Raw genomic sequence first — 12,350 nt, forward strand, 5'->3', positions numbered from 1 at the left:
CTCAACCGCCTGATGGGCTCAACCGCCGAACAGGTCGGCGAAGGCCTTCTTGTTGGCGTCGTCGTCCTTCAGCGCCTTGGCCGGATCATAAGGCATCAGCGTGACGAGCGACGGGTCGGGGAAGCCGGCGGGCGCCGCCACGCCCGGCAGCGCCGGAAGGAAGCCCTGGCGGGAGGCAAGCTCCTGCCCGTCCTTGCTCAGCAGGAAGGCGATGAAGGCCTTCGCGGCCTCCGGGTTCCTGGCGGTGTTCAGGATGGCGACCGGCTCGGTCACCGCGCTGACGCCCTCCTTGGGGAAGACGAAGGCGACGGGAGCGCCCTTGGCCTGCTCGCGGATCGGCAGATAGTCGACGATGACGCCGTACAGCTTCTCGCCGCTGGCCACCGACTTCAGGATGCCGCCGTTGCCCTTGGCCGCGGTGGTGCCGTTGGCCTGGAGCTTCTCGTAGAAGGCCATGCCCAGATCCGGCTGCTCCTTGACGGCGGCCATATGGATGGCGGCGGCACCGGAATAGAGCGGGCTGGGCATCACGGTGGTGCCCTTGGCCTCCGGCTTCAGCAGATCGAGCCAGGAGGACGGCTTCATCGGGGCCGCCGTGTTGTAGGCGATGCCGGTGGTGATCAGCTTGGTGCCGAACCACATGCCGTCCGGATCGTGCGTGCCGGGGCGGTAGCCCTGGACCGGCGCGTCCTTGTAGGCCAGCAGGCGCTTCTCCGCCTTCAGCGACTCCATGGTCACGGCGTCGGCGATCAGCAGCAGGTCGGCCTGCGGGCTGCCCGCGGCGATCTCCGCGCGGAGCTTGTTCATCAGCTCCGTCGTGCCGCTGCGGACCCATTCCACCTCGACGCCGGGGTTCTTGGCCTTGAAGGCGTCCACCGTCTGCTTCGCGTCGGCTTCGAGCTGCGAAGTGTAGAGCACCAGCTTGCCGGCCGGCTTCTCCGGGGCGGCCTGCGCCGGCAGGGCCAGCAGCAGCGCGCCCGCGACGGCGCTTATGAGTGTGGTGCCGATGAGGGCGAGCCGTGTGCGCTTGGCCTTCATGTCTCCCGATCCCTTCTCTTGTCGTTTCCGCCGGTCCGGAGTTCTCCGGTATGCGAAGGCCCTTGTTTACGCCACAACAATGACAGCCGCGTGACGGCGGCGTCTCCTGCGGTTTCGAGCGTCATAGCCGATCGGGGCGGTCCTGGGAAAGGGGGCGGGCGGCGGCGAGCGTGTCCTCGGTGGCGTCCAGCGCGTTCCGGGTGGCTTCCAACCGGTCGGCGGACCGGGCCATGGCGCAGGCGCTCCGGCGCAGGCGGCCCAGACTGTGGACCATGCGTTCCACCGCCATGCTCCGGCGTTGCGCGGCGCAGGCCGAAGGGGCGCCGGCATCGTCCGGCACGGCGAACAGACGCGCCGGACACGCCGCCAGCAAGGACGTAAGCTCCAGCCTCACGGCATTATCGCGGACGGCGCGCACGCGTTGGACCAGTTCGGCCAGGGAAATGTCCCGGCACAGCCCGCGGCACCACAGCGAGCCGCTGTCCGACCGCATGCAGAAGCCGCAACCCGTCTCCTCGTTCCACAGACGTTTGGCGGTTTGTGCCGGCATGCTCCACCTCGACGATCCGTCCCCAGCAAACCCCTGGACGGCATCACAAAGCAAAGCGTCATTGGCGATACCGCTCTCTGGGGATGCCGGCGGCGCTTCCACTTCGAAAGTAAGGCGTCGAAGGGTTGGAAGCCGCGCCGGACGGCGGCACATATGCCTGCGAACCCCAGCCGCCGAACTCCACAGGAGCATGGACGTGACCCGCAGCGAAGCCCCGGACCGGCCCAATCTTCAAATCGAGTACTGCCGCCAGTGCCGATGGATGCTGCGCGCCGCCTGGATGGCGCAGGAGCTTCTGACCACCTTCGAGGACGAACTGGGCGGGGTCACCCTGATTCCCGGCACGGGCGGGATCTTCGTCGTGCGCAGCGGCGACGCCGTGGTCTGGTCGCGCAAGGAGGAGGGGCGTTTTCCCGACATCACGGAACTGAAGCAACGGGTGCGCGACCGCATCGCCCCCGAGAAGCCCCTGGGCCACGCCGACCGCAAGCGGCCGGCGGACCCATGAGGGGCAAGCCTTATCGGACGGCCTTCACGTCGGTGACGGCCACCGTCTGCTTGGCCGGCCCGGTGCCGAAGCCCCGCTCCAGCAGTTCGGCGACCTCGCGGTCGCGGGCGGCGGCGGTGGTGCCGCCCAGAACGACGGCGACCAGACGCTGGCCGTTGCGGCTGGCGCTGCCGGCGAGGTTGAAGCCGCTGAGGTTGATGAAGCCCGTCTTGATGCCGTCATAACCCTCCACCCGGCCCAGCAGCCGGTTGTGGCCGGGAACCACCGTGCCGTTCCAGTCGAAGCGCGTGCGCGAGAAATAGGCGTACTCCCGCGCCGGACGGGCCACGATGGCGCGCGACAGGCGGGCCATGTCGCGGGCCGTGGTGCGCTGCTCCTTGTGCGGCAGGCCGGAGGCGTTGCGGAAGGTGGTGCTGGTCATGCCCAGCGCCTGCGCCTTGTCCGTCATCATCTCGGCGAAGCGCTCCTCGCTGCCGCCCAGCGCCTCCGCCAGGACGACGGCGACGTCGTTGGCGGACTTCACGGTCAGGGCCAGGATCGCGTCCTCCACCCGGATGGTGGAGCCGACGGCGAGGTTCAGGCGCGACGGCTTCTGGTTGGTGGCGTGGCGCGACACCGGGAGTTCCTGGTCCAGCCGCAGCGTGCCCCGCTCCAGCGCTTCGAAGGTCAGGAGCAGGGTCATCATCTTGGTCAGCGACGCCGGATAGGTCGGCGTGTCGGCGTTCTCCGAATCGAGGACCCGGCCCGACTGCGCGTCCATCAGCACATAGGCGTGGACCGGGCGGAAGACGGTGGCGCCCGCCGCGGTGCCGACGGCGGCCCCGGCGGCGATGCGGCCCGCGCGGCCCCGCGCCTTGGCCGTCCGGTGGGCGGCAGCCTTGCGGACCACGGGCTTGTGGACGGCGGCGGGCTTCGCCGCAACCTTGGGTGCCGCCTTGGGAGCGGGCTTGGCAACCGTCTTGGCGACCACCTTGGCGGCGGGTTTGGGCGCGTCCTTGCGCGCCGTCTCCTGGGCGGCCTTGGCGAAGGCATCCGCAGGGTTGACGGCGACGGGCGTGGCGACGGCCAGGGATAGGAGCAACGGCAGGACGAAACCGTACGGCGAACGCGGCATGATGGCGACCGGATGGAGAGGTGGTCGCCTCCTCTACCCTGAAAGCGGTTAACAAAAAATGTGTCGAATCTCCGGCGGTTTGAGAGATTTTGCGGTTCCCGCGCTCCCGCCGCCATTTACCAATCGACCGCTCAGGCCTTCCGGTGCCCCCTCTCCTTTTGACTGTGTCGCGGCAGCCACGCCCCTGTGCACATTGTGGCACAGAAGCATCAATCTGCCCGATGTCACTTGTGCGGCGCCGCCGCGGGCGTCAGATGTCTTATGCCGAAAGGGCGCTGGTTCCCGCGTGACGTCCGTGCGACCTCACGTATGGACAGAGCCTTTCGTTAGCCGTCTGTTCATCGCCGCGTGGGATGCTTCGATTATGCTGACGACCATTCGCACCTGCGCTCGGCCTGCCCTGGGGGCGAAGGTGGCCGCGTGCCTCCTCGCCGGGCTGCTCGCCCTGCCGGTGCAGGCCGCGCCGTCCACCGCCACGGGCACGTCCACGGGCCGGGATGTCGTGGGAACCTGGATCGCGCGAATCGACCAGCGCGCCGCCGAACTGGAGGGCATGCCCCGCGTGCAGCAAACCCGCGTGGGGTACGGCTCCGTCCTGAAGAAGGGCGACGGCGGGATGGTCGACGTCGTGGCGCCCGGCCCGGTGCGCCCGTCCGATGTGCCGGAAGGCACGGCCCCCGCCGCCGGAACGGCCCCCACCATCGTCGTGACCCCGCCCGCCGAACCCGCGCCGCAGGCCGATCCGTCCGCGACGCCCGGCACGGTGGTGGAGGTTCTCCCCCCGCCGCCGGCCCTGACCATCCAGGTGCGGGCGCGCACCGCCGACCGTGTCGGCCGCCTGTCCACCCGGCTGATCGAACTGGGCTTCCTGTCCCAGGACCAGTGGACGGACAGCTTCGACGACACTCTCGAAACGGCGGTCCGCGCCTTCCAGCTTTCCGAAGGGCTGATGCAGGACGGCAAGGTGGGCGAGGTCACGCGCCAGGCGCTGGACCGCACGCCGAAGGAAGCCGCCAAGCTGATGCGCGGCGCCACGGCGTCGATGCGCGCCTTCCAGGCGTCGGTTCCGGACACGGTGCTGCTGGTCAACCTGCCCAGCCAGACCGTGAGCTACATCGAACGCGGCAAGCTGAACTTCACCATGCGCGCCGTGGTGGGCCGCCCGTCGCGCCAGACGCCCCTGCTGCAGGACCGCGTCACCAGCGTGACGATCAACCCCACCTGGACCGTGCCGCCGACCGTTCTGGTGGAGGACAAGCTGCCGGTCCTGCGCAAGAAGGGCAACACCGGCATCAAGGACGCCGTCGTCTATCTGGACGGGGTGGAGGTGGTGCCGGAGAGCATCAACTGGTGGCAGGTGTCGCCGGAGCGCATCCGCATCGTCCAGAAGCCGGGCGACGACAACGCGCTCGGCCGTTTCCGCTTCAACCTGACCAACGGCGACGGCATCTTCCTGCACGGCACCAACGATCCCCGGCTGTTCGAGCGCGACCTGCGCGCCGCCAGTTCCGGCTGCGTTCGGCTGGCCGACGCGCGGATGGTGGCGGAAACGCTGCTGCGCGCCGCCAAGCTCGATTCCGCGGCGATCGAGCGGCAGTTGGAGAGCGGCAAGACCAAGACCGTCTCCCTGCCCAACGCCGTGCCGGTCCGCTTCGTCTACTGGACGTCCACGGTGGAGACGGACGGCACCGTGCGGGTGCATCCGGGCATCTACGACGACGTGCCGACCACACCGGCCCCGTCCGCCGCGGCCCCGGCCGCGCCGTCCGCCGCCGGAACCGTCTCGGCACCCCGCCGTGTCGAGCCGAAACCCGTTCCCCCGACCCCGGCGGCGGCCCCGCAGCAGGCCCCGGCGCCAGCCCAATCCTCGGCCACCCCGGCCCGCGCCGTCGGAACGCGCAACGGCGCGGAGGCCGTCCGCACGGCCATGTGACGCCGGTCCTGACGCCGGTCCACGGGGAAACCGTCGCCGCGAACGCAGAAAAGGCGCCGTCTCGACGGCGCCTTTTTTCGTACCCATCTTTCTTCTGGCGGCGCCCCTTCCCGCGCCGCGGCGGAGGTGCGCCATGATCCCCTTCCCGGCACTCCCTTTCCCGGCATTTCTCTGGCCGGCTCCGGCCAGGCTGTGCGCCCTGCTCGTTGCGGCCCTGATGCTGGTCCCGGCACCGGCCCTGGCCGGCGGCTGGCATGGGGGAAGCTTCTTCGGTTTCAGCGTCACGCTGCCGCTGGCGTTCGGCTATCCGCCGCCCTTCTACGCCCCGCCTCCGCCCCCGGTGGTCTATGTGCCGGTTCCCCAACCCGTCCCGGCAGCCCCGCTGGCCACCCGGACCTCACCGACCTATCTCGGCCCCGGAGGACGCTATTGCCGCGACTTCCAGATGCCCGGAATTGTCGGAGGGCGCCCGGCGACGCTCGTCGGAACGGCTTGCCTGGACCCGGACGGCCAGTGGCGGGTGGCCGGCTGACGGAGGGTTCAATCTACCCGCAATATCGGGATATCCCCAGAAGCTGTGGGTAACTCTGTGAGCGAATCCGGGAGCAACCTGTGAGCATGGCCGTGAATCCACGGCCTTCACCGTTTTGCCCAAATTTCAGGCACCTTGGAAAGGCCGAAATTGCACGGCTTTTGGGGGGTTGGACGGGTGTCGGCGCGTTTGGAAAAACAAAAAAGCAACATTCGGAGAGTCAAGGCCACCGTTCACGCCGATGTGCATAACTTGGGCTAACCCGGACCATTGGCCCCACCCACCGTTCCAAACACCCCGCGGTCGCGTCGCCGGGCTTCAGTTGCACAGGCGGGCCAGCAGGTCGGCCAGCCGGGTCCGTTCGTCCGCGGACAAGCCGCCGGTCAGTTCGGCCTCCGCCCGCGCGATGGCCGGAGCCGCCGTCTCCACCACCCGGCGCCCGCTGTCGGCAAGGCTGACGAGGTTGCGGCGGCGGTCCAGGCTGTCCGGGCTGCGCAGCAGGTAACCGCGGTCGGTCAACCGCACCACCACCCCCTGCATGGTGGCCGGGTCCATGGCGATGCTGCGGCCGAGGTCGATCTGCGACATCGGCCCGTGCTGGTGCAGCGCCGCCAGCGTCGCCCATTGCGGCGGCGTCAGGTTGAACTCGGCCAGGGCGTCGCTCAGCATCGCCGTGGCGCGCTGATGGACGCGGCGGATGCGGCTGTGGATGAATTCGGCGGGTACGGTGCAAAGGGGGATGTCGGAATCCTCCCTGCCGTCGGCAGCGTCTTTGCCGGCCCTTTCGGTCGGGAGCACCATGAACCCAGCGGCCTCGCGTCAATGAACGACACGTTGGCCTTTAGCACCGATCTGTGTCGGTTGTGTTTCAGGAGCGACTTACTACGTTTCGGTCTTGAAACATAACCGGGAGCCGGGTCATTCTGCCGCACGACCGAGCGGCGGCACGGCCCCGACGCGCCCCTCCCGCCCCTCCAGGTCGATGAGTTGGACCATCCGGCGCTCCACCGCGACCAGATACTCGCGCGTTTCCAGGCCGCGGCATTCCCGGCTGTGCCGGCGCAGCACGGTGATGGCCCGGTAGGAAGGACTTTGGCTCCACGGCATGGTCGGCTCGTGCGGAAGGACGGTGGCGTGGGCAATGATTACAACTGAGAAATATTACGGGAATGCGAGCGGCGCCATCAAAATTTGCCGTTGCAGACGGGACCCTGAGTTGCCCGGAGTGGTTACGTCATCGCCCGCCGTGACGCAGAACGGGGATCGCCTGTTTGCCGGGATCAATAGCATTGAGAGAGGCGGCGCGCATGCGTACGACCGGCGGGTTGATGGTGATGGCCGCCCTCGCTTTTCTGGTGGCGGTGGCGTCCTACGATCCGACGCCGGTGCGCGTCGTGGTGACCGCCCTGTGCTGCGCGCTGGCCGGATTCTTCCTGGGGCGACGTTGAGTTCCCGCTCCGGAACGAATTGGAGTTAACCGGGTCGTTAATCGTTGCATCTCGGGACCCATGTGGCATGAACGAACTGTGGAGTTTGAAGAACATCCACAGCCTGCGATCCCATGCTTGCCGCCTCCCGTGACGGTTCGCCCCGCCCGGAAGCAACGAAGTCCGCCATCCCTCATCAAATTTCCTTGGCGATGCCCCACTATCTGCGACTGTTTCTCTTGCTCGTCGCCGCCGTCGTGCCGCTCGCCGCTCTTCAGTTCACGACGCAGAACAGCCTGCGCCAGGATCGGGAGAACGAGGTACGGAACGAAACGCTTCGCCTTCTCGATCTGTTGGACGCCGAGCAGCAGCGCATCGCCGCGGAGGCGCGGCAGGTGCTGGCGACGATCGTCGAATCCGGTGTGCCGCAGGCGGGGTCGCCGGCCTGCCAGGACACCATGGACCGGCTGCGCGCCCGCTACCCGGCCTATCTGTCGGTGGAGGTGGCCGACCGGCAGGGCCGGGTGTGGTGCGCGACCGATCCGGTCTCCCTGGGCGTCGATCTCGGCGGCATCCGCACCTTCCAGAACGCGCTGGCCACCGGCGCGCTGATCACGGGCGAGTATGGGCTGCGCTATTCCGACAACCGCCCGATCCTGCCCTTCCGGCTCGCCTATCCGTCCGAGGACGGCGCGGCGGGAGGCCAACCCGGCGGCCAGGCGGGAGGCGTGGTGACGGTGCTCCTGGACGCCCGCTGGCTGGAGGAGAATTTGGGCGGGCGCTCCCTTCCCGCGGGCATGGAGATGGTGATCGCCGACCGCCAGGGAAACGCGGTGGCGCGCCTGCCGGAGATGCCCGAGGCCATCGGCGGCCCCCTGCCCACCCCCATGCTCCAGGCCATGCGGGAGGCGCGGGGCTCGCGGTCGGTGGCCTCCTTCGACCTCGACGGGGTGGAGCGGATGGTGGCCTCGGCCCCCCTGGACACCGGCAGCCGCGAGTCGATGATCGCCATCGGAATCGACCGCGACGCGGCGATGCGCCCGGTTCTGGACAGCATGGGCTTCTCTCTGGTCCTGTTCGGCGGCGTGCTCCTTCTGACCTGCCTGGGGGCGGCCTGGGGCATGCGGCAGTTCCTGCGCGTGCGCGAACGGATGCTGGAAACCGTGGTCGAGAAGGCGTCGGTCCTGGAGAGCACGACGGACGCCGTGGCCGAACTCGACCGGTCCTGGCGGATCGTCTTCGTCAACGAACGGGCGCGCGCGCTCCTGCCCGACGCGGGAAGCGCCGTGGGCCGGAACGGGCGGGAGGCCTTCGCGGAACTGATGGCCGGCGACGCCGGGCGGACCCTGCAACAGGCCATGGAGAACCGGGAGGCGGTGGAGTTCGAAACCCGGGGGCCGCGCAGCGGCGTCTGGTTCGCCGTCCGCGCCTTCCCCTCGCGCAAGGGGCTGGCCCTCTATTTCCGGGACGCCACGGAGCGCCGGCGGCTGGAGGACGAGCGAACGCTCCTCACCCGGCAGTTGGAGGCGGAGCGGAGCCTGCTGGAGGCGGTGCTGGACCATCTCCCCTCCGGCCTGCTGGTCGCGGAGGCGCCGACGGGGCGCGTGGTCAAGGTCAACGACACGGCGCTTCGCCTGCTCGGCGGCCCGCCGCCGCCCATCGTCGGCTCCGAATGCGGCAACCGGAAGGGCTGCGATGGGGGCGCCTGCTTCGGCGCGGGGCGCTGCCCGCTCTCCCGCGCCCTGCTGAAAGGCGAGACGGTGGAGCAGGAGGACATGCCCTACACCCACCCCGACGGCAGCGCGATGACCCTGTCGGTCAGCGCCACCCCGGTCCGCGACGCCGACGGGCGGGTGACCCTGGCGATCTGCACGCTGCGCGACGTCGGGGAGCGCAAGGCGATGGAACTCGCGCTCCAGCAGGCGAAGGAGGAGGCCGACGAGGCCAACCGCGCCAAGTCGAAGTTCCTCGCCGCGGCCAGCCACGATCTGCGCCAGCCGATGCAGTCCATGTTCCTGTTCACCGGCATCCTGCACCGCTTCATCCGCGACGAGCAGGGCCAGCGCAGCCTGGAGATGCTGGAGCGTGGCCTGGACACGCTGAAGGGGCTGTTGGACAGCCTGCTGGACGTGTCGCGGCTGGACGCCGGGGCCGTCGACCCGCGGGTGGAGCCCTTCGCGCTGAACGGGCTGCTGGACGAGATCGCCGCCTCCTACGCGCCGATCCTGGAAAGCAAGAAGCTGGCCTTCCGCATCGTGCAGGACCGGTCGGTGACGGTGCGCAGCGACCGCGTTCTGCTCGGCCGCATGGTGCGCAACCTTCTGGAGAACGCCGTCAAGTACACGGAACGCGGGGCGGTGCAGATCGCCGTCCGCACGAAGGAGGACCGGGCGCGGATCGAGATCAGCGACACCGGCATCGGCATCCCGCCGGACCAGTTGACCAACATCTTCGCGGAGTTCCACCAGATCAACAACCCGGAGCGGGACCGGGCGCGCGGTCTCGGGTTGGGGCTCGCCATCGTGCAGCGCCTGTCGTCGATCCTCGACCATCCGGTGGAGGTGAGGTCCCAGCCGGGCCGCGGTTCCGTCTTCGGCGTCACCGTTCCCCTGGCCGCGGTGGAAGCGCCGCCGCCCCCGCCGCCGATGACCGAATCCCCCTTCACCGGAGGGACCGAGGCGCCGCGCGCCCTTCTGGTGGACGACGACGCCATCGTCCTGCTGGGGCTTCAGGACATGTTCCGCGAATGGGGGTACGAGGTGCTGATCGCCGGCTCCACCGACGAGGCGGTGGCGAAGGTCGAGGCGGATGGCCGCATGCCCGACGTGATGCTCGTCGATTACCGCCTGCGCGAGGGGCGCGTGGGAACGGAGGCGGTGCTGTCCATCCGCGCCCTGGCCGGGTGGGACGTGCCGGCCATGATCCTGACCGGGGAGGCCGGCCCGGAATGCGAGACGGACGCCGCCGCCCACGGGCTGGAGGTGGTCCGCAAACCCGTGACTCCACGCCAGCTCCGGCGCGTGCTGGACCGGTCCATGGCGAAGCGCGCGGCGGCGGCGGCGGAGAGCGTCGGAACGGAGGCGTAGCGTCTGATCCCCGCGGGACGTCCGCGGCACCCGGAAAGAAAGCGGCCCGCCGTCCGGATGAACGGCGGGCCCTTGAGGTGCAAAACAGGGAGGCACACGCCCTTGGGGCAAAGTCAGAGTAGCAGCGGCGCCCACCCTGCGCGAAAGTGGGAAAGTCGTAGCCTGTGGCGCGTCCGGGGTGCGCCGAGGGGAACGGCGCCCCTCTCCGAAAAAATGATGGCCGCTGACGATTCTGCTTGAGCTACGCCCGAGGCCCGGCTATATCGGCGCTCCCGCGTCACCCCAAGGGATGCGGGACAAAGAGCAGACGATGCGCTTGTGGCGGAATTGGTAGACGCGCTAGGTTCAGGTCCTAGTGGCTGAAAGGCCGTGGGGGTTCGAGTCCCTCCAAGCGCACCAACACTTCTCGGTGTTGGTCTGATCATAAAGTGGGGCCATAGCTCAGCTGGGAGAGCGCTACAATGGCATTGTAGAGGTCAGGAGTTCGATCCTCCTTGGCTCCACCATCATGAAGCCGGCAACCCCGACGGGTTGCCGGCTTTTCCATTTCCGCCGGCACGCATCCGGAATGGAACCGCTTCGCACTTGCGGCCCCGCCGCGCACCCCTCATCCTGACCGTCTCCTACCGGGGGAGAAGGGCTTGCCCGATCAGGCCCCTGCACACCCCTGGAGGTGGAATGGTCATGCAAGGGACAGGGAGCGTTTGATGACGGATCGGTACGACGTCGTGATCGTCGGCGGCGGTGTGATGGGCTGCGCGGTTGCCTATTTCCTGGCGAGCGACCCCGGTTTCGGTGGAAGCGTGGCGGTGGTGGAGCGGGACCCGACCTACCAGCGCGCCTCCTCCGCGCTTTCGGCCAGCTCCATCCGGCAGCAGTTCTCGACCCCGGCCAACATCGCCCTGTCGCAGTTCGGCCTGTCCTTCATCCGCAACGCGACGGAGCATCTGTCCGTGGACGGCGACGCGGTGGATCTGGGCCTGCGGGAGCCGGGCTATCTTTATCTGGCGACCGGGGCCGGGGCGGATATCCTGCGCCGGAACAACGCCATCCAGCTTTCCTGCGGGGCCGATGTCGCCCTGCTCGCGCCGGAGGAACTGGCCGCCCGCTTCCCCTGGCTGTCGGTGGAGGGGATCGCGCTCGGCTCCCTGGGCCTGTCGGGTGAGGGGTGGTTCGACGGCTACAGCCTGATGCAGGCCTTCCGCCGCAAGGCCAAGGCGCTGGGTGTCGCCATGATCGCCGGGGAGGTCGCGGGCATCGAGACCGCCGACGGCAAGGTCGCGGCGGTGCGGCTGGCCGACGGGCGGCGGCTGTCCTGCGGAGTGGCGGTCAACGCCGCCGGGCCGCAGGCGCGCCGCGTCGCGACCATGGCCGGGCTGGAGCTGCCGGTGTCGGCGCGCAAGCGCTGCGTCTTCGTGTTCGACTGCCGCGAGGAGCTTCCCGGCTGCCCGCTGGTCATCGACCCCTCCGGCGTGTGGTTCCGGCCCGAGGGCAAGCAGTTCATCTGCGGCGCCCCGCCGCCCGCGGACCGCGATCCGGACACCGACGACCTGACGGTGGACCACGACCTGTTCGAGGAGACGATGTGGCCGGCGCTGGCCGAGCGCGTCCCCGCCTTCGAGGCGATCAAGGTCACCAACGCCTGGGCCGGTTTCTACGAATACAACGAGATCGACCAGAACGCCGTCATCGGGCCGCACCCGGAGCTTCGCAACTTCCTGTTCTGCAACGGCTTCAGCGGCCATGGGCTGCAGCAGGCGCCGGGCGCCGGGCGCGGGCTGGCGGAGCTGATCGCCACCGGCGCCTACCGCAGTCTGAACCTGTCGGCCTTCGCCTATGAGCGATTGGTGGAGAACCGCCCCCTGCTGGAGACGAATGTGATCTGAGGGAACGGGCGCCGGCCCGGCGGGTTGATGGGGTGACCTTTCCGAACGGAGCATGAGGCCCCGCGATGAAGCAGCCCCACACCGAAGAGACCGTCAAGCACACCGACGACCAGCAGAACACCGGCAACCACAAGAAGCCGGATGCCCCCGACGCCAAGGGCGCCGACCGCTTCGGCGGCACCCGCAAGGGTGCGGAGAACGTGGAGCCGCCGAAGAAGTAAACGACGCCGGAGGGGCTTGCACCGGCGGGGGAGGACGTGCCACATCCCCAGGCGC

At 69.2% G+C, this 12,350-nt stretch carries 12 protein-coding genes and 2 tRNA genes; 9 read left to right on the top strand and 5 right to left on the bottom strand.

What is annotated here, in order from left to right:
- Positions 1–18: 18 nt before the first annotated feature.
- Complete coding sequence (locus DS843_RS02045; protein ID WP_149467221.1) at positions 19–1,038, bottom strand: ABC transporter substrate-binding protein; 1,020 nt, start codon at positions 1,036–1,038, stop codon at positions 19–21.
- Positions 1,039–1,159: 121 nt separating this feature from the next.
- Entirely contained in the window at positions 1,160–1,588 is a 429-nt protein-coding gene (locus DS843_RS02050) for a hypothetical protein (protein ID WP_149467222.1), read from the bottom strand.
- Between the two features lie 196 nt (positions 1,589–1,784).
- On the opposite strand from DS843_RS02050, the gene DS843_RS02055 reads away from it, so the two are divergent.
- Entirely contained in the window at positions 1,785–2,096 is a 312-nt protein-coding gene (locus DS843_RS02055; RefSeq protein WP_286191885.1) for an Rdx family protein, read from the top strand.
- A gap of 10 nt (positions 2,097–2,106) precedes the next feature.
- Here the strand turns inward: DS843_RS02055 and DS843_RS02060 are convergent, their stop codons facing one another.
- Positions 2,107–3,210, bottom strand: coding sequence for a D-alanyl-D-alanine carboxypeptidase family protein (locus DS843_RS02060; protein ID WP_149467224.1), 1,104 nt, complete (start codon positions 3,208–3,210; stop codon positions 2,107–2,109).
- A 364-nt stretch (positions 3,211–3,574) separates the two neighbouring features.
- On the opposite strand from DS843_RS02060, the gene DS843_RS02070 reads away from it, so the two are divergent.
- Together DS843_RS02070 and DS843_RS02075 are read left to right on the top strand one after the other, a co-directional pair.
- Positions 3,575–5,143 carry a L,D-transpeptidase family protein gene (locus DS843_RS02070; protein WP_149467226.1) on the top strand — a complete coding sequence of 523 codons (1,569 nt, stop codon included), beginning with the start codon at positions 3,575–3,577 and terminating at the stop codon, positions 5,141–5,143.
- A 133-nt stretch (positions 5,144–5,276) separates the two neighbouring features.
- A complete protein-coding gene (locus DS843_RS02075; protein WP_149467227.1) occupies positions 5,277–5,675 on the top strand; it encodes a hypothetical protein in 399 nt (132 codons plus the stop codon).
- 318 nt (positions 5,676–5,993) lie between these two features.
- Here the strand turns inward: DS843_RS02075 and DS843_RS02080 are convergent, their stop codons facing one another.
- Both DS843_RS02080 and DS843_RS02085 read right to left on the bottom strand, forming a co-directional pair.
- Entirely contained in the window at positions 5,994–6,476 is a 483-nt protein-coding gene (locus tag DS843_RS02080) for a MarR family winged helix-turn-helix transcriptional regulator (RefSeq protein WP_149467228.1), read from the bottom strand.
- Between the two features lie 117 nt (positions 6,477–6,593).
- Entirely contained in the window at positions 6,594–6,782 is a 189-nt protein-coding gene (locus DS843_RS02085; RefSeq protein WP_149467229.1) for a hypothetical protein, read from the bottom strand.
- A 200-nt stretch (positions 6,783–6,982) separates the two neighbouring features.
- Here DS843_RS02085 and DS843_RS30995 point away from each other — a divergent pair, with 200 nt between their 5' ends.
- The 6 genes from DS843_RS30995 (at position 6,983) to DS843_RS31000 (ending at position 12,295) form a co-directional block, all read left to right on the top strand.
- A complete protein-coding gene (locus DS843_RS30995) occupies positions 6,983–7,123 on the top strand; it encodes a hypothetical protein (protein WP_167525157.1) in 141 nt (46 codons plus the stop codon).
- Positions 7,124–7,341: 218 nt separating this feature from the next.
- Positions 7,342–10,188, top strand: coding sequence for a hybrid sensor histidine kinase/response regulator (locus tag DS843_RS02090; RefSeq protein ID WP_286191886.1), 2,847 nt, complete (start codon positions 7,342–7,344; stop codon positions 10,186–10,188).
- 312 nt (positions 10,189–10,500) lie between these two features.
- Positions 10,501–10,587 (top strand) — tRNA-Leu (locus DS843_RS02095).
- 31 nt (positions 10,588–10,618) lie between these two features.
- Positions 10,619–10,694: transfer RNA gene (locus DS843_RS02100), tRNA-Ala, on the top strand.
- Positions 10,695–10,895: 201 nt separating this feature from the next.
- Positions 10,896–12,074 (top strand): NAD(P)/FAD-dependent oxidoreductase, encoded by a 1,179-nt coding sequence (locus DS843_RS02105; RefSeq protein WP_149467231.1) that lies wholly within the window; start codon positions 10,896–10,898, stop codon positions 12,072–12,074.
- A gap of 65 nt (positions 12,075–12,139) precedes the next feature.
- Positions 12,140–12,295, top strand: coding sequence for a hypothetical protein (locus DS843_RS31000; protein ID WP_167525158.1), 156 nt, complete (start codon positions 12,140–12,142; stop codon positions 12,293–12,295).
- Positions 12,296–12,350: the final 55 nt, after the last annotated feature.

The organism is Roseomonas genomospecies 6 (assembly GCF_008365375.1).
Classification (GTDB): domain Bacteria; phylum Pseudomonadota; class Alphaproteobacteria; order Azospirillales; family Azospirillaceae; genus Azospirillum.

Excerpts from the sequence above, each read along its gene's own strand:
- DS843_RS02045 (WP_149467221.1), bottom strand. The coding sequence starts at position 1,038 with ATGAAGGCCAAGCGCACACGGCTCGCCCTCATCGGCACCACACTCATA.
- DS843_RS02050 (WP_149467222.1), bottom strand. The coding sequence starts at position 1,588 with ATGCCGGCACAAACCGCCAAACGTCTGTGGAACGAGGAGACGGGTTGC.
- DS843_RS02060 (WP_149467224.1), bottom strand. The coding sequence starts at position 3,210 with ATGCCGCGTTCGCCGTACGGTTTCGTCCTGCCGTTGCTCCTATCCCTG.
- DS843_RS02070 (WP_149467226.1), top strand. The coding sequence starts at position 3,575 with ATGCTGACGACCATTCGCACCTGCGCTCGGCCTGCCCTGGGGGCGAAG.
- DS843_RS02075 (WP_149467227.1), top strand. The coding sequence starts at position 5,277 with ATGATCCCCTTCCCGGCACTCCCTTTCCCGGCATTTCTCTGGCCGGCT.
- DS843_RS02080 (WP_149467228.1), bottom strand. The coding sequence starts at position 6,476 with ATGGTGCTCCCGACCGAAAGGGCCGGCAAAGACGCTGCCGACGGCAGG.
- DS843_RS02085 (WP_149467229.1), bottom strand. The coding sequence starts at position 6,782 with ATGCCGTGGAGCCAAAGTCCTTCCTACCGGGCCATCACCGTGCTGCGC.
- DS843_RS30995 (WP_167525157.1), top strand. The coding sequence starts at position 6,983 with ATGCGTACGACCGGCGGGTTGATGGTGATGGCCGCCCTCGCTTTTCTG.
- DS843_RS02105 (WP_149467231.1), top strand. The coding sequence starts at position 10,896 with ATGACGGATCGGTACGACGTCGTGATCGTCGGCGGCGGTGTGATGGGC.
- DS843_RS31000 (WP_167525158.1), top strand. The coding sequence starts at position 12,140 with ATGAAGCAGCCCCACACCGAAGAGACCGTCAAGCACACCGACGACCAG.